At 58.8% G+C, this 22315-nt stretch carries 20 protein-coding genes; 4 read left to right on the top strand and 16 right to left on the bottom strand.

The window, feature by feature from the left end; translation table 11 throughout:
* Positions 1 to 61: 61 nt before the first annotated feature.
* Complete coding sequence (locus tag H7688_RS08030; RefSeq protein WP_183360555.1) at positions 62 to 607, top strand: C-GCAxxG-C-C family protein; 546 nt, start codon at positions 62 to 64, stop codon at positions 605 to 607.
* A 75-nt stretch (positions 608 to 682) separates the two neighbouring features.
* On the opposite strand, the gene H7688_RS08025 is transcribed toward H7688_RS08030, so the two are convergent.
* Complete coding sequence (locus H7688_RS08025; protein ID WP_198424469.1) at positions 683 to 1528, bottom strand: EamA family transporter; 846 nt, start codon at positions 1526 to 1528, stop codon at positions 683 to 685.
* Between the two features lie 498 nt (positions 1529 to 2026).
* On the opposite strand from H7688_RS08025, the gene H7688_RS08020 reads away from it, so the two are divergent.
* Positions 2027 to 2473 carry a hypothetical protein gene (locus tag H7688_RS08020; protein WP_183360553.1) on the top strand — a complete coding sequence of 149 codons (447 nt, stop codon included), beginning with the start codon at positions 2027 to 2029 and terminating at the stop codon, positions 2471 to 2473.
* Between the two features lie 308 nt (positions 2474 to 2781).
* A complete protein-coding gene (gene ylqF, locus H7688_RS08015) occupies positions 2782 to 3633 on the top strand; it encodes a ribosome biogenesis GTPase YlqF (protein WP_183360552.1) in 852 nt (283 codons plus the stop codon).
* 141 nt (positions 3634 to 3774) lie between these two features.
* Here the strand turns inward: ylqF and H7688_RS08010 are convergent, their stop codons facing one another.
* The 4 genes from H7688_RS08010 to H7688_RS07995 all read right to left on the bottom strand — a co-directional run bounded on the left by H7688_RS08010 (position 3775) and on the right by H7688_RS07995 (position 9403).
* Positions 3775 to 4080 (bottom strand): hypothetical protein, encoded by a 306-nt coding sequence (locus tag H7688_RS08010; protein ID WP_183360551.1) that lies wholly within the window; start codon positions 4078 to 4080, stop codon positions 3775 to 3777.
* Between the two features lie 238 nt (positions 4081 to 4318).
* Entirely contained in the window at positions 4319 to 7498 is a 3180-nt protein-coding gene (locus H7688_RS08005) for a PAS domain-containing sensor histidine kinase (RefSeq protein WP_183360550.1), read from the bottom strand.
* A 914-nt stretch (positions 7499 to 8412) separates the two neighbouring features.
* On the bottom strand, positions 8413 to 8718 hold the full coding sequence (locus H7688_RS08000) for a hypothetical protein (RefSeq protein WP_246329749.1): 306 nt from the start codon (positions 8716 to 8718) through the stop codon (positions 8413 to 8415).
* Positions 8719 to 8878: 160 nt separating this feature from the next.
* On the bottom strand, positions 8879 to 9403 hold the full coding sequence (locus tag H7688_RS07995; RefSeq protein WP_246329748.1) for a hypothetical protein: 525 nt from the start codon (positions 9401 to 9403) through the stop codon (positions 8879 to 8881).
* Positions 9404 to 10057: 654 nt separating this feature from the next.
* Between H7688_RS07995 and H7688_RS07990 the strand changes: the two genes are divergently transcribed.
* Complete coding sequence (locus tag H7688_RS07990; protein WP_183360547.1) at positions 10058 to 10486, top strand: hypothetical protein; 429 nt, start codon at positions 10058 to 10060, stop codon at positions 10484 to 10486.
* A 199-nt stretch (positions 10487 to 10685) separates the two neighbouring features.
* Here H7688_RS07990 and H7688_RS07985 read toward each other — a convergent pair whose 3' ends face one another.
* The 11 genes from H7688_RS07985 to H7688_RS07935 all read right to left on the bottom strand — a co-directional run bounded on the left by H7688_RS07985 (position 10686) and on the right by H7688_RS07935 (position 22299).
* Positions 10686 to 11276 (bottom strand): putative antibiotic biosynthesis monooxygenase, encoded by a 591-nt coding sequence (locus H7688_RS07985; protein WP_183360546.1) that lies wholly within the window; start codon positions 11274 to 11276, stop codon positions 10686 to 10688.
* A 45-nt stretch (positions 11277 to 11321) separates the two neighbouring features.
* Positions 11322 to 13262, bottom strand: a complete 1941-nt coding sequence (locus H7688_RS07980) for a sensor histidine kinase (protein ID WP_183360545.1) — start codon at positions 13260 to 13262, stop codon at positions 11322 to 11324.
* On the bottom strand, positions 13252 to 14721 hold the full coding sequence (locus H7688_RS07975) for a DUF7125 family protein (RefSeq protein WP_183360544.1): 1470 nt from the start codon (positions 14719 to 14721) through the stop codon (positions 13252 to 13254). Before H7688_RS07975 ends, H7688_RS07980 begins: the two co-directional genes overlap by 11 nt.
* Before the next feature lie 457 nt (positions 14722 to 15178).
* Positions 15179 to 16309, bottom strand: coding sequence for a glycosyltransferase family 61 protein (locus H7688_RS07970; protein WP_183360543.1), 1131 nt, complete (start codon positions 16307 to 16309; stop codon positions 15179 to 15181).
* Between the two features lie 176 nt (positions 16310 to 16485).
* Entirely contained in the window at positions 16486 to 16794 is a 309-nt protein-coding gene (locus tag H7688_RS07965; RefSeq protein WP_183360542.1) for a hypothetical protein, read from the bottom strand.
* Positions 16795 to 16909: 115 nt separating this feature from the next.
* Positions 16910 to 17374, bottom strand: coding sequence for a hypothetical protein (locus H7688_RS07960; protein ID WP_183360541.1), 465 nt, complete (start codon positions 17372 to 17374; stop codon positions 16910 to 16912).
* Positions 17375 to 17448: 74 nt separating this feature from the next.
* Positions 17449 to 18462, bottom strand: coding sequence for an Lcl C-terminal domain-containing protein (locus H7688_RS07955; RefSeq protein ID WP_183360540.1), 1014 nt, complete (start codon positions 18460 to 18462; stop codon positions 17449 to 17451).
* Between the two features lie 142 nt (positions 18463 to 18604).
* Complete coding sequence (locus H7688_RS07950) at positions 18605 to 18877, bottom strand: DUF2277 domain-containing protein (protein WP_183360539.1); 273 nt, start codon at positions 18875 to 18877, stop codon at positions 18605 to 18607.
* Positions 18878 to 19006: 129 nt separating this feature from the next.
* Positions 19007 to 20020, bottom strand: coding sequence for a DUF5684 domain-containing protein (locus tag H7688_RS07945; protein ID WP_183360538.1), 1014 nt, complete (start codon positions 20018 to 20020; stop codon positions 19007 to 19009).
* Positions 20021 to 20050: 30 nt separating this feature from the next.
* Positions 20051 to 21082: a M48 family metallopeptidase gene (locus H7688_RS07940; RefSeq protein WP_183360537.1), complete on the bottom strand. Its 1032-nt coding sequence runs from the start codon at positions 21080 to 21082 to the stop codon at positions 20051 to 20053.
* Positions 21079 to 22299 (bottom strand): DUF898 family protein, encoded by a 1221-nt coding sequence (locus H7688_RS07935; RefSeq protein WP_183360536.1) that lies wholly within the window; start codon positions 22297 to 22299, stop codon positions 21079 to 21081. Before H7688_RS07935 ends, H7688_RS07940 begins: the two co-directional genes overlap by 4 nt.
* Between the last annotated feature and the right edge of the window lie 16 nt (positions 22300 to 22315).

The following is a 22315-nucleotide window of genomic DNA, read 5'->3' as shown; positions in this document are numbered from 1 at the left end:
CAGTAGACAAGGTGGCTGACAAAGGGTAGGGTTAGCGAAATTTCCAATAGGAGGTATTGGTATGATGGATGGTCTGGGCAGACGTGATTTGTTGAAGCTCTCCATGGCAGCCGGTGTCACTCTGGCTACTGGCGGCATAACCAAGATAGTAGAGGCAAGTGATAGCAATCCAGCCAACAAACCTGAGCACGCCAAGAATCAGTTCCTTAAGTCGATGAACTGTTCTCAGGCTATCTTGGAGACCTATGCTCCGTCTCTGGGGATGAGTGTTACTCAGGCACGCAAGGTTGCTGCAGCTTTTGCTGGTGGTATGGGGATGGGATCAGAATGCGGTGCGGTGACTGGTGCCTTGATGGTCATAGGTATGAAGTATGGCAAGACGGTGGATAGTGATTCGGCGGCCGATGCGGAGACTTTCAAGCGAGTAGCCGAGTTGGTCAAAGAGTTCAAGGCCCGTCACAAGCATATCGGATGCTCGGAGTTGCTCGAGGCCGATATGGGTACCCCTGAAGGTGTCAGAAAGGCAGCTGGAAAGGGATATTTCACTTCCCGGTGCCCTGGTTACGTTAAAAGTGCGGCAGAGATCCTTGATAAGGTACTGGCCTAACGGTGCCTCAATACCACTCGCAGCGTTCCCCCCTTTGCGAAGGGGGGACGGAGGGGATTTGCTTCCAGGGAGCCCTCACGGCAACGCCATCGCCTCGACATGCTTGCGGCGGCTTTCGACATAGGTGCTTCCTGCCGAGGCTATCACGATTAGGGCGATGGCGAGAGCCTGCATCCAGGAGAGACGTTCCGAGAGGAAGATAAAGCCGGAAAGGGCACCGACGACCGGCTCGAGACTGGTAAGAATCCCGAATATCCTGGTGGGGAGCTGCTTCAGGGCGACCATTTCCAGCGAGTAGGGAACTGCACTGGAGAGCACGCCAACACCGAAGGCCTGCATCCAGAGACGGGCATTCATGTGCACCGCGGTGCTGGTGATCAAGCCCACGGGGGCTACGACCAGCGCCGCGGTGAGCATCCCCCACGCCACCATGATTCCGCCCCGCATACCGGTTTCCTGCCCGATAAGTGCCAGGCGCCGCCCCGCCAGAATGTAGATTCCCCAGAACACTCCCGCAGCGAGGGCCAAGATAAGCCCCAGCGGATCCAGAGGGGCGGACAGGTCCGTTATGGGGAGCAGCAAGGCGACGCCCGTAACCGCGAAGAGCACCCACAGCAAGTCCTGACGCTGGCGCGTCCCGTACAGGGCAACGGCCAGGGGTCCCGTGAATTCCAAGGCCAAGGCGATGCCCAGGGGAATCCGGGCGATGGAAAGATAAAAGAGCAGGTTCATGCCGGCGAGCGCAGCACCATACGGAAGGATGCGCTTCAGTTCCTCCCGGGAGGGGTGGTGCTGCCAGGAACGAAAGAGAATGGAAAGCACCACTGCTGCCAGGCCCAGCCGCAGGGCAGTCGTCAACTGGGAGCCGATGATGGGGAAAATACTCTTTGCCAGCGAGGCCCCGGTGGTTATTGAGACCATCGATAACATCATGCACATGATAGCGCTGAACATACCTGCCATACCTCGTTGAAAATCGCCTGTGCCATCAGGCATCCCGCCTCGAAACGGGCAGACCAGTCTGCCTACCACCGGAAAAATAATCAACCCCAAAAAATACAGCGACATAGTGTTCAGTTTTCGGTACCCGTTGCCTCCCTTTGTTAGCTCACGGCCAACCCGCGCCCCTGCAATCCAGACCGATTCCCGCTGTGAATAACGGAAAACAAAGGGAATGGAGGCGATTATGTGCAACGTCCCATTGGGTGGTAGGTAATGTGCAGGTAAAAACACCGGGATAGTTAGCGTTTCCCTTCATGTTAATCCTGAATGATTTCCTTCCATTAATATGATAATCCCAAGGAGGTAAAATGAGCGCGCCCGGTTGCCGCCACATGTATCAGCTTTGGGGCGCGAGTTTCGAGTTGTGGAAGACGCAGAAGAGTGAACCGTTGAAGGACTGTTCTCGGAGGTTTTAGAATGACCCGCCTCATTGCTGTAATAGCAATGCTCATGCTGATGAGCTGCGCACCCAAAAAAGACGAGCCTCCTGCCAATAGAGCAGATCATCAGCCGCCGTCAGCATCTGAGGTGTTTCGCTTACGATCCGAGTGTGCCAAGTTGGGCGAGCTCATCATGAGGGATAACAAAATCGGGGCAGATCTCTCCCAGGATGTGGTTACTCACTATGATTCGAGGACCAATCGCTGCTATGCCGAGTTGACCGTACAGGACCCCGCCTCTGATGGGGAGTTCATAACCAGCTATCTGTATGACGCACAGACAAAAGAGCAACTCGCATTTGCGACGAAAAATTGGGAGAAAAAATCTGGATGGGTTGAGCACGGTCCCGTGGGGTATGATGCTGCGAACATCTATATTGCGAACATGATGGACGACCCAGACCATTTCGCGCAGCTTCGCTGAGTCTTCGACCACAGAAGAATAAGAGGGGGGAATGGGGGCGCGTTCACTAGTGAAATGGTTTGTCTAGAGAATCTTATGAGCTTATGAGCGGCCCACTAGCACTGCCATTAGTGAGGGTGACTTCAAGAACAAATAAGGCCCGGGCGAGAACGCCTGGGCCTTATTGTTGTTTTGAGAATTCTCCGCCGTAGGCTGTTGGGAGTTGGGCTATTGCACACAAGAGTCCCCTTGAGGGGATAAGTGTGCTATAAAGAACTCCACTCGAAAAAACGCGTTTCATAAACGCACCGAAAGGATAGCTAATACGTATGACGATCCGATGGTATCCCGGACATATGAGCAAGGCGCTGGAATCGATTGCGGACCTGATCAAAAAGGTTGACGTCGTCATCGAGGTCCTCGACGCACGCCTCCCCTTGTCAAGTTCCAATCACCAGCTACAGGCACTGCGTCGCACCAAGCCGTGGGTCAAGGTCCTCAATAAACCTGACTTGGCCGATCCGGCCGTCACCGCTGCTTGGCTCAAGCAGTTTAAAGGCGAGTCCGGCGTGAGCGCCCTGGCGATCTCGGCCAAAAAACAGCTCGAGGCCAAAAAGCTGATCAAACTCTGCAAACAGCTGTCGCCGAAAAGCGGCAGGCCCGGCTTTCCGGTACGTGTCATGGTGGTCGGCATTCCCAACGTGGGGAAATCCACCTTGATCAACACCCTGGCCGGCAAGAGCCTGGCAAAGGTCGGGGACAAGCCGGCCATTACCACCGTGAACCAGCGGATCGAACTCGACGGCATCGTTCTGTCCGACACCCCGGGCGTGCTGTGGCCCGACATGGACGACCAAGAAGGAGCCTATCGGCTTGCCGCCAGCGGGGCCATCGGTGCCAATGCCCTGGATTACCACATGGTTGCCTTATTCGCCGCCGAGTACCTGATGCGGCGCTATCCCGAACTGACCAAGAGCCGTTACAAACTGGTAGAACTGCCGGAATCGCCGTCGGCCTTGATCGAGGAAATTGGTAGCAGCCTGGGCTGCCTGATCGCAGGCGGAGAGATAGATCTGAATCGGGCTTCCGAAGCGTTCCTGCGTGAGTTGCGGGCTGGCAAGATCGGTCGGATCAGCTTTGAGGAACCAGCCTTGAATCAGGAATCCGTCTCACAAACCTAACCTGGTGCCTCTCTGAGGTGTCTGGTCTTGAAAAGTGATTTTTCAAGACCTGCGAATTTTTAAGAAACAAAAAGGCCCGGGCAAGATAGCCTGGGCCTTTCTGTTTTTGAGAGTTCTCCACCAGGTAAGGTGGGAGCTGGTCTATTTACCCGGCTTCTGCAGTTCCTTAAGAAGAGCTTTTGCCTCGTCGAGTTTAGCTTTTAAAGCTTTGACCTGGTCCAGCTTGGCCTGGTCGGCACCGTCTTTCTTGATGGATGCCTTCAGCTTCTTGATCTCTTTCTGGAGGGAATCGGCCTCTTTGGTGCAGTCTTTCAAAAGCAGGTCGCATTCCTTCTGGCACTGAATGTTCTGCGGGTCGTGATGGCTCCCTTCATGGTCCATCGCTGCAAAAGCCGGCATCGCCGCAAACATCGTGAGTGCCAATACTACCGTCATCGCTCTTTTCATGCTCGTTCCTCCGTGGTATGGGATTGACTGCTCGAAAGGCTTCACTGTGCTTCTCAAAGCAAGCGTTCTCCATCCCCTATCGGAAACCCTCCCAACTCTCTTTAGGGAAAATTGCAATGATTGTGGTATCCTACGCGCGTTTTCTTTAATGCCTTGGATTCTTGAGTCTTAAGGAAGGTCGTGCATTAGGTGCCGCTTACCCCCTTCGCACGGTAACGACCGAATAGGGGATGCCGAACTACGCGCCGACTCCCGGGACCTCCTCCGCGCTCCCCTGGTCGGTGAAGAAGAAGGTGGCTCCCTCGCCCAGCCGGGCCTCGGTCCAGATCCGGCCGCCGTGCAGGTCGATCACGCGCTGCACGGTGGCAAGCCCTATCCCGGTCCCCTCGAACTCTCCGCGGTGCAGCCGCTCGAAGGGAAGAAATATCTTCGACGCGTAGGTCATGTCGAACCCTATGCCGTTGTCCCGTACGTAGAATACCCTGCCTGCCCCTTTGCGGTAGCCGCCGAACTGGATCTTCGCACCGGTTGTGCCGCCGGTGTACTTCCAGGCATTGCTCAACAGGTTCTGCAGGATGAGCTTGACCATGGCAGGATCCCACTCCCCCTCGACCCCCGGAACAACGTCCAACTCGACCTGCCGTTCGGGATCCTGGGCAACCAGTCCCAGCAGTATTTCCTGCGCCAGGATGCTCAGGTTCACGGTCTGCCGGCTCAAGGGGCGGCGCGTCACGCGGGAAAGGGTCAGGAGGTCCTCGATGAGGGCTCCCATCCGGTTGGCCGCTGCGGCTATCCTCCCGAGGTAGCCTCTCCCTTCGTCATCGAGTCTGTCGCGATAATCTTCCAGAAGGATGGAGCTGAAGCAGTTCATGCTGCGCAGCGGGGCTCCCAGTTCGTGGGTTACCGAATAGGAGAACGATTCCAGCTCCTTGTTGGTCGCCGCCAACTGGCTGGTGCGCTCCTGGACCCGCCGTTCCAGATCCGCATTGAGGGTAATCAGGGCCCTTTCCGCGTTCACCCGGTCGGTGATGTCCACGGTCACGGCGACGCCGCAGACGACCTTGCCGTCCTGGTCGCGCACCGGTGCGGCCGAGGCCGAGGCGACCCACGGCTTCCCTCCCGCGGGGACCACCTCGAATTCCATCGGGGGAATGTTGCGGTTTTCGGCCACCGCGCGCTGCAGGGGGAGTTCTGCGGGGGTGAGCGGACGCCCGTCGAGCAGGTAGCTCATCTGCCGACCCGGCGCATCCTCGTTGGCTGCCGACGCGGAGATGTTATCCTGGGCGCCGATGCCGAACTGCTGCAGGAACGTGGGGTTACCGGTGATGTTCCGGCAGGTTTCGTCGTCTGAGAAACTCACCCCGACGGGTAGCGCATTCATGAGGGTAACCAGCCGCTCATACGACCTCTGTTCGCGCTCCTCGGCCAGCTTGCGATCGGTGATGTTCTTGGCCGCTCCGAACCACTCGACAATTTCGCCTTGGGAATCCAGCATGGGAATGGCCCGTGAGAGGGTCCACCCCGTGCCGCCATCGGCCCGGCGGACCCGGTGCTCCTGCTCGAACATCCCCTTGGTGCGGATGGCCTCCTCGATGGCTGCGGTGACCAAGGGCCGGTCTGCGGCAAAGATGTACCTTTCGAGCCAATCGCTGGTCGCAACCTCCGTGTCGGCCAGGAACTTGTGTCCCTGGAGGTAGAACATCTCCTTCCAGTCGGGGCTCATCCGGAAAATCGAGTCGGAAGTGGCCAGAGCCAGTGCCCGGAAGCGCTCCTCGCTATGCTTGAGCTGTGCATTGCTCTCGCGCAAGGCCTCTTCGGTATGCTTGTGGTCGGTGATATCCCGCACGCTACCGATGACCCTCCGGAGCCCTCCCGCGTCGGTGTAAAATGCGGTCGCATGGTCCTCGACCCAGAGTGTCCTGCCGTCCTTGTGCCTGACGCGGTAGCACAGCACGTGGTCGTGCGAACCGGTCTTAAGCCTTCCGAAGGCCGCGTGGCATGCCGGCAGGTCGTCGGGGTGGATGCGCCCGTCCCACCACGAGAGGGTCGCTTCTGCCTCGGACGGTTCGAACCCGAGCAGTTCGTTCAGGCCATGCCTTGCAGCGACCCTTCCCGAGCCGACGTCAAGGTCGTAGACCATGATGCGGCCGGCGCGGGACGCCAACTGGAAGCGGTCTTCGCTGCGTTGCACCGCCTCCTGGGCCAGGGCCCGTTCGGTAACGTCGATGCCGACGCCGCCCAGGAAAAGGTTCCCCTTCGAGTCGGTCAGGGGGAACTTGTAGCAGAGCCAACATCGCCTGGTTCCGTCCTGGTCCCGGGAGTCCTCCATGAACTGGTTGGCCCGGTTGGTGCGCAGTACCTCCGCGTCGTTAGCCCGGAAGATCTCGGCAGTCTGCCGGTCCCAGAAGTCGAAGTCGGTCTGGCCGATCCAGGGGCGTCCCTTGAGAAAATGTTTCTGATAGGTCTCGTTGAGGTAGACGTAGCGGCCTTCCGGATCCTTGAGAAACACCAGGGAGGGGACGAAGTCCAAGAGCGCACGCAGCCGCTCGTCGCTCTGCTGCAGCTCCTCTTCCCGGTGCTGAGAGGTAAGGTCGTGCATGATGCCGTAACAGCGCAGCGCAACGCCCTGCTCGTCTCGATCGATGCGTCCCTTCCCCTCCAGCCAACGCACCGTGCCGTCGGGCCAAAGCACCCGGAAGGCAATCTCGTACTCATTCGACTCGTCCATGGCGAGGCGCAGGGCCGAGGCTGCCTGCTCCCGGTCTTCGGGGTGCACCCGCTCCTCCCAGGCTGCAATTCCCGCCTCGACCTCTCCCTCGGCATACCCCAGCATGCGGTAGAGTTCGTCGCTCCAGATTACGTTGTCATCGGAGAAGTGCCAGTCCCACATCCACAGCCCGCCGCCCGATAGTGCCAGGCGCAACCCTTCCTCGTTGGCACGCACCGCCAATTCTGCCTGCTTGCGCTCGTGAATGTCGAGGTTTATGCCGGTCCATTTCACGGCACAACCGCTGGCGTCGAGAAGGGGTACCGCGATGACATTGGTCCAGCGCCAGACCCCTTGTGCGTTAGCCAGGCGGTACTCGGCGTTGAAGGTGTTCCCCGTGGCCAGGGCCTCTTGCCAGCGCAACTGCAGTTCTGTCCGATCCTCGGGGTGAACGGCCTGGACCCAGCCATTATCGAGGAGCTCCTCCAGTGTCTGTCCTGTATAGGCTCGCCAACTCGCCGCATCATCCAGTGCAACGCCCGATGCGTCGGTTTCCCAGATAACCTGCGCTGCCGCCTGTGCCAGGTCGCGGAAAGGGTCCCTGTTCGAGGTGTCGCCGCAGTGAACCTGCGCCTCCAGGTGGTGCAGTCGTTCTTTGAGCTGTGCTATTTCGAGGAGTAGTTGGGGATTGGTCGTATTGGGTGTCGTCATGGGGGCCTGCGTCGTGAGAATAATGGGGGCCGCCAGCCGGGAACCCCACAGGATCATCGTGCACCTTGCCAAACCGGTACTGCCACCGCTCCATTTGAAAGGCGGAACTGTTAAAGCATATTCAATATAAAAATACAATAAATTTCCCCGCCGAGGCCGCCTTCGCCCAATGGGGGCAGGCGACCAGGGGCTTTGCCGCGGTATTCGAAACGGCCTCGTTTACCGAAAAGCCCTCCGGTGCTGGCGAGTGTTAAAGAGGGGAGGGCCTCCTCCAGGCATCTATTAAAAAAATAAAGCCTCCGTAACGGAGGCTTTTCCTTATTGAGTACTTGAGCGCTGTTTTGCTCAGATGGGCAAGAAGCCGGTTGAAAAAAAACGCGGGAGGGCGCCCCGAGAATCCAGGAATAGCTGGATGTCTGGGAGAGGGGAGGTGGCCCTTGGGATGGCGGATTGGCCCTGATGACTCTGCCCCCTTAGGTCCAAGGGGGCAGGAGTAATCAGGCAAGGGAGCGATGGTCTAGCGTTTGTTTTCCGTTTTGCTGAAGGCAAGGGCCTGGCAAGTGATAGCTACGGCAGACATTACCACCAAGACAAAGAGTAAGGTTCCGATGATCATAATATCCCTCCTTTGAGTTTAGTACCGATGCCATCGTGTCAGCCAAAACCGTGCCACACGTAAGTTCAATGCCTACGGTATGTTAGCCTCTGCGGTTTTGTCAGGAATGTTCGGAACCTGCACACTGATGTTCAGATCCATCCAGGATTCTAAAACACCCGGCGACATCGGGGGGACGATCTGCAGTAACCGCCTCCCAACAGATCAGGAGGCGGGGCAGGAAGAACGTCCTGTCCAGTACAAAAAAAGCCTCCGGGGTGGAGGCTTTTCATAGTGGTACGCCAGTATTGTTTGCGCATCAGATGGACAAGAGCCGGTTGAAGAAGGTGCGGTAGCGCCGCAGCGCCACCCTCAGGTCTTCGGTCGAGACGCTGTCGCCCCGGTCCCACTGGGCCTCGAGCTTGGCCCGCTCGTCGGCGAACATCTCGGCCAACCGCTTCATCTCCGCCGCCACCAGCGCATCGGCCTGCTGCACGGAGCGCCGCGGCTCGTCGACAAACCCTCCCTGGACCTCGTCCCACTTGCGCCTCAGGCTCGCCGCCTCGTCCAGGGACAAGAGGGGCTCGTTCTCGTCGCGATCCTCGCTCCCTGCATTCGCCGCCACGACCGGGACATTCTGTATCTCTTCTTTAGGACGTTTACCCGCAGTGGCCAGGTCCGCCGTGCTCAGTCCTCCGGTTTCACTTCTCTCTCTTTCGTCAAAGTCGATCATAGATGGATTCTCCTTGGTCTTAGACCAGCGCCAATCCGCCACGCTGTCGAATTCAGGCAGCGTGCGGCATGTGGGTCGTGGGTGAATCACCGATCAGGTCCATGAACAGGGCACGGTAATGGATCATCGCCTGGCGCAGGTCCTCAGTGTTGGCCTGCCCCTGGGCATGACGCTGTGCGATTGCGTGGGCCGCCCGGTAGTTCTCCACCACCCGGGGGTGGTCCACCGAGATATCCGCCGTTCGTTGGTTGAAATCGGTCACCGGGTAACCACGCGCAGACATTACCTCACCCACCAACCGGTCAGCCTCGGTAATCGCGCCTGCCGGATCATCGACGAAGCGTGTCTGGATAGCGTGCCACTCGTCGCTGTACCGTGCCGAGTCCCTGCGGGTAAGCGGACGGATGTTCAGGCGTTCGATGCGTCTTCTGCGCTGTTCCAATACCGTTTCGGCTTTTTCGCGGTTGCCGGTTTCATCCACTGCCCGATCGTACTCAGGGCCGAAGCGCCTGCGCAGCCCTTCGCTGCGACGCTGCCGGAGCGCGAAGTACACTCCGACTCCTACCAGAACGGCCACGATGAGAACTGCAATGATAATAAGTGTCGTATTGTCCATATAACCACCTCCGCAACTACCATGGTAGTACTTTGCTTTCCTGGCGGCAACCCGCGGGGTAGGGCGGGGGGCTGCTGTGGCGAGTGTGTGGTGCGGTCTTAGGGAAATCAGCCTGTTGCGAGACTAACGACTTGTTGGTCGTGGTTCACACGACGTATATAGCGGTTCATACGACGTACATCGCGGTTCATACGACGTATATCGCGATTCACACGGCGTATATCGCGGTTCACATGGTGTATATCGCGATTCACACGGAGTATATCGCGGTTCACATGGTGTAGATCGCAGTTCACACGGCGTATATCTCGGTTCACACGACGTATATCGCGATTCATACGACGTATATCGCGATTCACACGACGTATATCGCGGTTCACACGACGTATATCGCGGTTCACACGGCATTGACCGCAGTGCGGGGTGGGAGGGACGGCGGGGAGGGGAGTTATCTTGGGGGAGCATCGAGGCGCTTTCCAGAGGAGAGGTCATGCCTTTAAAAAATAAAGCAGGCGCTTGCGCTGCCTGCATAAATCGGTATTCTTGTAAATAATTAGAAAAAGCAAATTTAAAACTGGTCCTTGACCACCATCCCTAAGCGAAGAAGGAGGTACCGTGGCGAATCAAGTCTATCGGATAATGCGAAACTATCGACACTTGGCGCCGACCAAGTTCCACCAGTTTATCAGCAGGGTGAGGACAGCCTTGGCTGACAAGGCCAGGATCCCCGACTCGGTCTGGGGTGGGAATCTGGCACTCCTAATCGCGTTTTTTGCGGCGGCCGACAAGCACGATTACGTTTTTCACGAATCGATGCACGGCAGCAGGATCGTCATTGCGGAGCGCGAGATGCTTCAGGCGCAACTGGTCATTTACCTGGAACAGATAGCGTCCCTCCTGGAGATGGTTGCGGTTACCAATCCTGACATCCTGCTGGTCTCGGGGTTCGACACCGCCAAGGAAGGAAGGACCCACCCCAGGAATAAAGCGGAAATTGAAGCACACAACGCTACTGCTGCTCAGGCTGAAAATCAGGATGGTTAACTGATGCCGTACTGCGAGCTTGTAGCACGCCCGACCGATACCCAATGAAAAAAGGGCTCACAGCATCCTGCTGTGGGCCCTTGGTACGTCAGCACCAACTGTTTTTTCTCTCCATATCAGACGACGTTCGCCTCAGCAGCGGAAGGCGCGCGTCTGCTCTCGCCTCTATCGGACTTCCGGCCCCCTTCAGCTACGCCTGTCATTCACCCGGCCTCGAAAAGAGCCAGCGCTGGACCAGCCTCGTGTAGCGAGGCATGACCAGGTACACCATCAGGAAGACAACGACGCCGGTTACTACGAAGGTCGCCAGAAAACGGTTGTCTCCGATCCCGAGGCGATGCAGCAGTGGGTTGACCACCATGGGTATCAAGAGCGCAAGCGGGTAGATCGCCGACCAGGTGACCAGGTACTGTTTCCACCGCACGGGAATCTTGGCCTTCGCCCCCGCGGGCGTAAACCAGAAATCCAAACCGCTGCTGATAAAAAAATCGTCGTCGGTCACGAACAGGGGGCGGACCTGTTCAATCAGGCGGGCACGGGTCGGAGATTCCATCCAGTTCCGCAAGTTCGCTTCGGTGTCGAACCGGATGATGACCGTATAGGTGTCGGTAAGACCGGAGATGGGGCGCACGATGTTCCAGTCCAGGTGCCCCGTCGAGGCTTGGCAGAGTGGAGCGATCTCCTCGAGCCAGCGCTCATATTCACCTTGTTTGTTCGCGCGTAACCGGTGAGTGATAACCACCGTCGCGCCGTCGGTGGTCTTGGTGTCAGGTGATGCGGCTGTGCTCATGGCTCTTACCTCGTTACGCTGCCTGCCCCCCAGCTGATCCCGCCCTCAACGCACCTCGCCACCACCCTGCACCGGCAGGGTGAAATAGAAGGTTGCCCCCCGGTCCGTTTGGGCTTCTGCCCATACCCGCCCCCCATGGCGCCGGATGATCCGTTCTACCGTGGCCAGGCCGACCCCGAACCCCTTGAAGCCGTCAGCCCCGGGGAGCCGTTTGAATGGAGCAAAGATCTCCTCGGCATCCTCCATGTCGAAACCCTTTCCATTGTCCCGGACGTAGAATGCCGGTTGTCCCTCCAACTCCCTTGCGCCGACCTCAATGATCGCCTCGTCGCGCATGCTCGTGTATTTCCAGGCATTGCCAATGAGGTTCTGCAAAACGGTCTTCAAAAGGCTTTTATCCGCGTTTGCCGTCAGCCCCTCCGCGATGTCGAACCGGGCGCGGCGTGCCTCGGTTTCGTTTTCTCTTACCTCCGCCGCGACGCCCCGTGCCAGTTCGCTGACGTCGACCGGTCCTCGCCGCAGTTCGACCCGTGTCGACCCGGAGAACCTAAGCAGCGTGTCGATGAGCTGGTTCATCACCAGGATCTTCTTGAAGATGGACTGGAGGTACCTCTGGCATTCCTCGTCGAGCTTGTCGCTGCAGATAATCTCCACAGTCTGGATGGAAAGCCCTATGGAATTCAACGGCTGCCTCAGGTCATGGGAAACCATCCGGTTGAAGGCCTCCAACTCCAGGTTCGCCTCCTTCAGCTCCTCGACCTGCGCCGCCAGGTCGGTGTTGAGCCGCTCGATCTCCAGTTCAGAACGCTTGCGCTCGGTTATGTCCTTGACCATTGACAGCAGGTACCTGTCTTGGTCGATGTCGATGAACTCGCCGGAAAATAGACCGGTGTAGCTTTCCCCCGTCTTTCCCCTGAAGCTCACCTCCAGATCGTGGATCCGTCCCCGGTCCTCGATGGCCTGTACCATCCGCTCCCGCTCCTGGGTACTTTCCCACAGACCTATCTGGAGCGTCGTCCGGCCTACCACCTCTTCGCGCCGATACCCCAAGAATCCGAGCGCGGTGTCGTTGATATCGGCGATGCGTCCCTCTTTCAGCGTCGTTATGGCGACCAGCGCGGGGGCGCAATGGAAGATGGTCGCGAACTTTTTTTCCGATCGGCGCAGTGCCTCTTCGGCCTCTCTTCGTTCGGTGATGTCCCTGAAGAGAACTGCCACCTGGCATTCCTGCGGTTCTCCATAACGAAAGGCATAGACGTCGAGCCAGCGGTCCAGTTGTCGCGCCCGGTTGTAGAAACGGACCGGCTCGCCGGTCCGGACAATCGCGCCGTAGGTCTCGAACCAGAACTCCTCGTGCTCCGGGACGAGTTGGCGCATGGCCTTTCCTTGGGCCTGCGACAGTCCCGTGTGCTTAACGAAAGCCGGGTTCGTCTCGAGGAACCGGTAGTCGAGCGCCTTGCCGTCCTTGTCGGAAATCACCTCGATGATGCAAAAAGCCTCGTCGATGGAATTGAAGAGGGTGCGGTAGCGTCTCTCGGAGCGCTCGAGTTCCAGCATCTGGTCTCGCACCAGATACTGTCGACGTCTGCCGCGCAACGCGGCCTGAACATGCGCCACAAGGGTGTTCACCCGCACAGGACGCTCGATCAGGGTCACATCCCCGGGCAGCAGCAGGGTGTTCTGCAATCTGCTGCTCTCCGGGCCGGGGCGCAAAAGCACCATGATGGGGAGCTCCGACCAGGCGGGCTGGCGGGCCAGGGTATCGCGCAGACAGCCAATCGAGGAGTGGGAGATGAGGTCATCTCCGATGATCAGCGCTCCTATTCCCTTTGCCACCTCGGCGCAAACTTCTTCCAGAGTGGCGCACAAAAGCGCGTGTACGCCTACTTCCCCCAGGACCTTGGGAATGGAGGCGGCATCCCGTCTCTGCTTAAGGAGTACGATCACCCTCTCGTCGGCGCAGAGCTCTCCGCTGCTAGTTTTCAAGCGTCGGTACTCCCGTCAGGACCCCTTGCATCTTTGTCAGAGGCTTGCCAATGTCGATCCCCTTGTCGGACAGGGAGAATTCCCTGATGGTGAGCTCGTGCGGTCCCCTGCGCCGTTTCAGCACGGAAATGGCCCTCCTGATCTCTCCCTTGTGCTCGAAGTAACGTAAGAGCAAAATGGAGTCGGCAAGGTAACTCATGTTGCCGATCTCACCCCTTTCGCTGCCGAACACGCCGTGCTGTTCCATGATGAGGAACGTGGTGACCTTTTTGTGTGCCAGGTACATCAAAAGCTGGTGCAGCTGGGTGTAGACCGATCGCTCGTCGGCCATGGCCTGGACGTAGCCGCTCAGCGTGTCTATGACGATGGTGGTGGCACCAAGCTCCTCCACCTCCTTGAGCAGCATGCCGCAGAATTCTCCCGAGGAGAACTCCGCCACATCGATCTGGTGCAGCGTGATGAGGCCCTGCTCGACGAAGTCGTCAATCGGCATCCCCAGTCCCGAGGCCCGTTCCTTGAAGGAATCCTCGGTCTCCTCGAAGAGATACACCACCGCAGACTCGCCCCTTTGGGCCCCGGTATTGAGGCACAGGTTCGCCATGGTCGTCTTGCCGGTACCGGAAGCACCTACGATCGCAGTCGTAGTGCCGCGGTCGATTCCTCCTCCGAAAAGAAGGTCCAGTTGTGCATTTCCCGTGGGGAGCACCTCTCTTTGGGACTTCTGCGAGCGCAGCGGGTCGACGGTCAGGGTGGGGAATATCCTGATTCCCTCGCTGCCGATGGTGAAGTCGTGCCAACCGCTCCGATAGTTCTTCCCCCTCATCTTCAGAACCAGCAGTCTGCGGCGTACCGGGCCGTAGCCAACGGCCGCCTGCTCCAGACGTATGACCCCATGGCAGATGGTCTCCATGTGAGTGTCGAGTTCGCTCTGCCCTATGTTGTTGGTGAGCAGCACCGTGCATTCGTCATTGCGGAACTCCCGGCGGATGGCGAGGATAAAACGACGAAAACTTACCAGGTCCTCGGAGAGCAGCCGCAGGTCCGAGAGGGAATCGATGACGAGACGCTGGGGTTTCACCCGCTGAACCTCAGCGAGCAGGTCTTTCATCGCTCCCGAGGGCTCCATCTCGGCAGAGTGGAAGACCCTCTGCTCGGGCCCCTCCATCACTTCGTCCGAGATCTCGACGGCATACGCGGTGAAAAGCGCGGGGTCGAGGAAGATGCCGGAGGCTTCCGCCATATCGGCGACATCGCTGTCTCCGCCGGTAACGGAAATGTAGAGGCACCGCTCACCCTTGCCGATGCCTCCGGCCATGAACTGCAAGGAAAAGGTCGTTTTTCCCGTACCGGGAGCGCCGGAGACGAGGTACATCTTGCCCGCCCTCAACCCTCCCCGAAGGGTCTCGTCAAGACCCGGAATACCGGTCGGTACCACATTTGTGTTTTGAAACTGTGTCATATGTCGCCCCCTACGGGTTGAGTGTTTCCCTGAAGCCTGATACAGGCAGCATCTTCACTCTGTTATGACAGCTTGATGAGTTTCGCCACGTGCCTCGCGACTACCGCAAAACAGGTGTGTTAGCTTTAACTTAATTAGTGGCCCATAGCAACAGAGAAATCGCACCACAAAGAGAAGTTGTGTGTTCCTCATATTACCGCTGATTCGAGACAACAGTACGAACCGAAGTCAGATCAATCGTTTCCTCTGTGGTGAGCCTGCGGTTACCGCGTTGATCTTAATCAATTGTCTGTGGAACCTCGGGTTTGCCGCTGGCGCTGCAACAGGTACGGCACCCAAAGCCTGCAGAAGAAACGAAATGGTTCGAGGAGCGTTTGAGAGGGGAAATGAAGGATCACCGGTGGACTTACCGGGTGGGGGGGATGGAGACCCGGACGGCTCTCCTGGTGCCGGCGGGCTAGGGGCGTTCCAAAAGCTTCAAGGTCGCCGCGACTGCGGCTTCATCCAGCTCGTGGCCGTTTTGGCAGATGACGTGGTGGTAGTCGAAGCCGAGGCTGAAGCTGAGCCAGGCGAAGCAGTCGAGGATGTAGTTATGGGGAAAGATCTCCACGACCCTGCAGGGGGACTCGCACCAAACGAGGTTGCTCAGGCCTGCCCCGTGGGTGCCGATTACCATCCTGGCCCGCTGGAAGGTGCGCACCTGTTCCGGTAAGGTCATTTCCTCGCAGTGCAGCACGGTGACACCCCGCGCGTTGAGCCGCTCCTCCAGGCGATCTTCTCCCGCCAACCTGCGCTTTTTCCCCTTGCGCCTCGAGATGTAGAAGACCTCCCCGGTCTTGCCTCCCGCTTGAGGTGTACCTGCACCGGTAAGTTTATCCCTTACTTCGCTACGCAGCATCTCCAGCACCTTCGGGTGGACGAACTCTGATTTTAACGGGTACTGCGGCAGCACGAGTTGCTCGACGCGAACCGGGCCGGGGCAGGTAATGACCCGTTCCTCGATCTGGGGACCCAGGGTGGCAATGAGACCCTGCGTGAGGTAGTTCGGGCACTGCTCGGGAGTGAGGATTTTCAGCCCCGGAAAGCTCGCCAGGGCCAGCAGTACGCCGGGGAGCACCTCCATGAGCCAGTGGAAGTAGCTTGCCGGATGGCAGACCAGCACCGGGTCCTCAAGCGGCAGCTCCGTCACCGGCAGCAGCGGTTCGTGGAGTAGTTCCCCCCAGTCCATGATGCGGCGCAGCGAGCCGACGCTCTCCTCGGCAATCTTGTTCTCCAGCCAGACCATGCCCGACTGTGGCGACACCACCACGTCCTTGAGCAGGTACAGGTTGCGGCGCTCGAAGACAGCCTCGCTGCGGATGAAGGGGGGATAGCCGGCAGGCACCAGGTGGCGTACCAGTTCCGCCGGCAACATCGGGAGGATGTCGAGGATGTGTTTCGCCAATTCGGGGCGGTAGGAGAGTTTTTCCAGCGATTCGATGCTCGAGTAGGGCATCTTGCCGGCAATAGGGCCAAGCAGCGCCGAGGAGACCTGTCGCGCCAGCCGGCGCCGCTCCCTGGCTTCCGCTTCGGTAAGCCCGTGCTTCATGAAGTGCCTCCGGTGGGCGGGTATAGTAGGTTGCCGTGGACGTCATTATAGGGACGTAGCCGTTGGCTGTCACGTGGAACTGGAAGGGCAGGGTGGGCGGAACCAGGTATTTTACCTGTCCGAAGGGGATCTCTCTGGTTCGATTCGTGATTTTGCGGTAAGCGAGCCATCTTCTATTATTGGGTTCTGTGTAGTTGTTGGTCGATCAAGTCGTTAATTTTCTTGATTCGGGCAGCCCCATCGTTTTGCACTGCCGGAGCTGCTGGTGTCGGCCCCAGGTTGATTTCATCTATAAGGTGAAATTTGCTGTGGTCTATGTTGTGGTCTTTAATCTGCTGATCAACTGCTTCACGTTCTTTAGTTCCGGCAAAAGTAGTGTATTTTTGCCGATCAAGCTCAATGTCTCTAATTGCAAATTCTTGGTTCCTCTTGTTCAGTGGCACTTCTTGTGCGCATCCCAGCAGTGACGCTGTTACTAATAACATGATCACGCATCTCGTCATCGGTATTCCTCGGTAGCCCCATTTGATTCCTACTTTATATGGCATTAGGTGAACAATAGACTGCTCATTAGGTCCCGCGAAGAGGCATCCCTTGGAATCATTTGATGTCAAGCTCGGTAGATCCGACAACATTTCCCTCAACTGCAATTGCTACCTTATAGTGCCCTGCACCCAGGGCTGATGCAGCACGCTTGGACCAAATCTCAGTCGGAGTGGTGTTGAAGATTATAGGTTTTGTAGTTGTAGAAACCAACATGTCATCTTTGTACCAACTGAACGTAACATTGTGCGCACCAAATTTTTGTGTAGGTTCATCCCATTTTACATAGACAAAAAACACAATATCATCTTGTAGTCCGAATTTATTTGTCTGAACTTTTAGCCCTTTTGTTAGGTTCTGTCCACTCGTTAAAATGCTGGTTGTCGAACTGATATGCAATGGGCGTCCTGCACATCCAGTCAATTGCACTAAAACTGCCAAAAACAACAATGCAATAAACTGAGGTAAAACTCTCATGCTCCACTCCTTTAGTAATGTGGCATTTTCACTTTTTCTCTTCATCGTTGACGCCTTTCACTGGATTCGTCATTTTTAGGTACTGGTTCGGCCGGTTTCGTGAATGCAATTGAATTGGCTTACTGCACGCAGCGCACATAGAACAAACGAGAAGTTAAATCGAAACCTGCTCCTTCACCATAGAGTGTGTCAAAGTCAAAATGACCGGTGAAAGCAGCCCAAGGTGTGCCCGGAAGCATGCTCAATGACCAGTACTGGGAAGGCTGCGTGTCGGGAAAATAGTAGGTGTCTATCGATGGATGAGGATAATTGAAAAAAGAGGTATCAACGAGCGTCAACAGTTCCGTCACTGTTGGTAACCGCCAAACAGCCCCAGCCTGGGACAAGGACGAACAGTAGGAAACGGCTTCTTGCCAGGTTCTCTTGATACCATCATCCCGGTTCTGCCAGATGAGTCCGGTTACTTCATCCTTAGTGGTGCCGTCTCCGAGGTCAGTATAGTTGGGTTGAACCAGGGTAAAGTGGGTCGTGCCACGCGCCAAAGGAGTGTGCGCTGCGATGAAATCCTGCATCCTCTGAATGGTCCCCAGCCAAAAATACGGCCCATAATCCTGTTCCCAGTTGGGAGGTGCTGCGAAAACCCACAGCGACACGGCATGGTTGCCTAGCAATTGAGGGTACTGCAGGTGCCCGCTGCCCAAAGCAAATTCCGGATCTATGGTGATGGTCTCTCCTGGTTGGGCAGCTTCGAGGGTCCCGCTAAATTTGATCAGTCCATGTTGATCGGTTGTAGAGTCGGCAGGGTAGGGATAACCGGCCGGATCCCAAAATCCCATATAGACAAAGCTGGCGGGCTTTGGTGAATCGTTGCGTACCTGGACATGTAACCCAAGCCTTCCCACGGTATATTTGATATTTCCACTGGAGAAATCTTGAGACGTCGAAGACGTCGCGTTCAAAAATGCCAGGCGGGGGGCAATCTTGGCCGGACTCGAAGCTGGCAGTACATCAGGAGTTAGACTCATGTCTACTATTTTGGCGGCATAACCGGGTTGTCCGCTTCTATCCCCACTTCCACAACCAGCTAGGGCGAGCAAAAAAGTGAACAGAGTCATGATCGGCAGATATCTCATGTAATCCTCCCCAGTAACTGACTTTTGCAAATCCACAACTTCACGTTTACGCCCTTGTCGGTGGCACCGGTTACGGCCGTCCCTGGCGGGGAAGACCTGCGAAGCTGCTGAGGTCATGGCAATTTCAGGTTGCTGCTCCAGATCAAGTGGCGGGGAAGCGGCGCTCTGCCCGGGCATGCGCCTTGGCGGCCTCGGTGGCACGGTCCTTGGGCGGGGCGCTTGTCACCAGGGAGCGGAGCAGTCGCGAGGATGCCTGGTGAACCTCTTCGATCGCACGCTCGAACTCGGCCTGGTTGGCGGCTGAAGGTGCGCTGAACCCGCTGATCTTCCGCACATACTGCAGCGCCGCCGCACGGATCTCCTCCTCCGTAGCGGGCGGGTCGAAGTTGAAAAGGGTCTTTATGTTCCTGCACATCGACTACCTCCTCCGAAGCACTACCCACAAGGCAAATCCCCCCCGGTGGTTGATAGTAACCAGGTCCGCGCTTCCCGGCATTCCCGGATGAACCTTGACCGTGGAGGACCCGGCCAGGGGGGAGCCGCCTTACGGCTCTTCCGCAAAGGTAAAGTTCATGTCCGGTGGCGGGACGGCGTCCCGGTACTGGGAACCGCCAAAGGCCAGCAGGGGGAAAAAGATCATGGGGAGCAGCAGGAGTCCCACTCCGAAGGCGGGACTCCTGTCGAACTTCTCCGCCAGCGCCAGCATCGCCAAAAGATTGATAGCCAGGCCGATCACGGGGATCAGGAGCAGGATGAACCACCAGCCGGGTTTGCCCGATATCCGCATCATGATGTAGAAGTTGTAAAAGGGCACCAGGCATTTCCAGCCGGCCTCGCCGGCCTTGCCGAAGACGACCCACACGGAGACTAGGGTCACCAGGCAACATACGGCCAGCAGAACCAGGTACTGGTACCGTGGCGGTTGGGGAGCCGCGTCCCCCTGCACCATCTTGAGCCCCGCAGTTTTCACCGCTCTTTGCTGGTGCACCAGCTCCTGTTGGGCCGCCATGGCCTTCTTGATCAGCTCCGGATCCTTTTTCTTGATCGCCTCCGCCATCCGCTCGGTGTTTTCCTTGGCGCGTCGCTCGAACTCGGCCTTTTGGAGCGGACCCTGCTCCGGTGCAGCCGCGGCTGGCTCGGGCTGAACCTCCTTATGCACTGCCGGAACGGCTGGGGCAACCGCGGGCGCGGCCGGCTGCGCGGCTGGTGGAGCTGCCACGGGGGGCTTAGAGGCGGCCGGCGCGGCCGGCGGGACGCTTCCGGGTGCGGAAGTCGCAGCCGCTGCAGAGACGGTCTGCTTCACGGCGGGGCGCTTGTGTTTCACCCCCTTGGCCTTTGCCCGGGCCGGAAAGGTCTTGCGGAGATCGACCTCTCCCGGGGCGAACTCCAGCATCACGTCCCGGTTCACCTTCACGACGATCTGTCCCTGGCGCCGCCAGAACGACTCGCACTCAAGGACGCTGCCGTCGCGCAGGAATACCTCCTTGGCAAAGGACACCCCCGACAGCTCCAGCCAGACCGCAAGAAGCAGCACCCCCGTGCGCAACAAAGCCTTCATGCCCATCCCTCCCTGTACCGCGCCATGCGCCTATTCGGCGGCCAGCACGTCTTTCACCCTTTCCAGCATCATCGGGTGGTTGTCGAACATCTCCCCCAGGCGCGGGGCGGCATCCCGCTCGTTGTGGTGCTCCGCATCGAGGCGCGCGAGGATCTCGGCATAGCGCCGCACCGGAATCCGTTTTTGCTTCAGGTAACCGATGGCTGCGGCATCGGCTTCGCGCTCGAAGTCTCGCGAGTACTTGGCGTCGATGAGCGCGGTCGGTAGCGTCGCGGCAAGCGAACTCGCCGAGGCGATATCCCCGGTGAGGCCGGCCACGATGAGGACGGTGGCTGAGTTCTGCAGCACGTGGCGCAGCGCGTGCCGGCGGGCCAGGTGTCCGGCCTCGTGAGCCAGTACGCCGGCAATCTCCTCGTCGTTTTCGGCAAGCTCTGCCATGGCGTCGGTGACGATGACGATCCCGGAGGGGAGGGCGAAGGCGTTGGCGCCGAGCCCCTTGGAGTCCCTGAATTCGAGGCGCCACCCCTGCCGCTCCGGGTTACTCGCGATCACGGTGCGGAAGATGGCGGTCAGTTCCTGCTTGCGTTGCCGGGGAAGTTTGCTCGGCTGCATGACCGATCTGTCCAGGATCTCCAGGGTCTGCCGCCCGATGAGCGCCTCGGTTGTGGCGGGAAGGGCGAAGGCGACCTTTTGCGCCAGAAGCGGAACCGCAAAGCGCACGAAACAGAAGATGATGAGTATGGTGGCAGCCAGGGCGATGAGGGCCCGGCGCGGGCTCATCTCCCAGCGGTGCAGCTGTCGCAGCAGCGGGGTTTTCCCCTGTCTGCGCAGCAGTTCATCGAGAAAGGGGGCAGCGCCGGTCTCGGCAGAGGCACCGTCGGGAAAGTGCAGGGCGCGCAGCGTCCTCCCCAGGGGCGGGGCGATACGGACCTCGGCCAGGGGATAGCTCGCGCTCAGCTGCTCTCCGGTAACGACGAGGGTCGCGCCGGCCAGGCGCACCGTCACCTCGCGTCCCCGGGAGGTGCGGCCGTCGTACCAGGTTGCGGTGCAGGAATCGCTCATATGCCGAGGTCGAAGCCGAGCAGGTCGCCCAGCTCCTCCGCCGCGGCACCAACCTGCGGTTCCGACGCCGCGATGATGGCGTCGAACCCGCCCACGCCGGATGCCGTGAGGTGCCTGAGGCGGTAGCGGAGGGTACGGACGGCGGCCCAGGGAGCCAGGAGACCCAGGCTGCACAGGACCGCGCCCGCATTGGAGAGGTAGATCCAGGCGAGGTCACGCACCCGGAGGCTGCAGCTGAAGCGGTGCTTGCCGAGACTGGTCGAGTTCCAGGTGAGGTTGGTGAAGGCGGTCTGCACGTAGAGCGCGGTGATCGGGTAGATGAGCGCGAAGATCAGCACGGGGAGCGCGCCGGCAAGCTTGTCCCCCTTGAAGAAGACCGCGACCGCGACGCCGGCGCCGATGCTGAGCGGAATCAGGATGAGCAGGGGGAGGAAGATGCGGAAGAACTCTCCGGCCGTGGCGTGAAAGCGGAAGGGGGTGGTGCCGTAGCGGCTGTTTTCCACCAGGAAGCGCTTTTGGCGGAAGATGACGTAGGGCATGAGCACCCCCCCGGTGAACGGCACCAGGAGCTGCCACCAGAGAAAGACCCGGTAGGCCTCCCGGTAGTCCGGATTGAACCCGAAGTGGATGTTGCGGTGGGTGGTATTCCTCAGGTTGAAGATGCGGGAGCGGACCACGACCCAGGGAAAGATGGCGAAGAAGAGGAGCATGAAGGCCAGGGCGGCGATGACGTTGGCCCGGGAGGCCAGGGAGTAGGCGCCGAAAAACAGGCCGGCGATCAACCACCCCTTGAGGATGGCCCACGGGTCGGCAAGGAAGTCGAAGGGGGCCCCATCGAGGAGCGAGTTGCCGTAGAAGTAGCGGCGCTTGCGGACCTTGGCCCACGGGGAGTAGAGCCCCAGCGTGACGATGCGCAGCAGTGTGTTGACGATCCAGATGCCGAAGTATTCCCGCGCGTTGCCGGTGAAGCTGAAGGTGAGGGTGCGCCGTTTCTCGGGAACCGGCGTCCGCGGCGCGGCCGGTGCAGCTGCTGCGTCATCCGTAGCGGGGGGGATAGCTGCGATAGTTGCCGGGTCGGCGGGTGGTTCTTCCCGCTGCAAGGGGAAGACCGAGCGGCAGGCCGGGCAGGTGACCTTGGTCCCCTCGGGCGGCAGGGTGGTGACGTCGAGCTCTTTGGAGAAGTTACAGACGGGGCAGACCAGGGTGAAATGGGGCATCTGTTCTCCTGTACGG

This window comes from Geomonas limicola, assembly GCF_014193675.1.
Classification (GTDB): Bacteria; Desulfobacterota; Desulfuromonadia; order Geobacterales; family Geobacteraceae; genus Geomonas; species Geomonas limicola.
The sequence above is the reverse complement of the archived record's forward strand: the minus strand, read 5'-3'. Positions and strand labels throughout refer to the sequence as shown.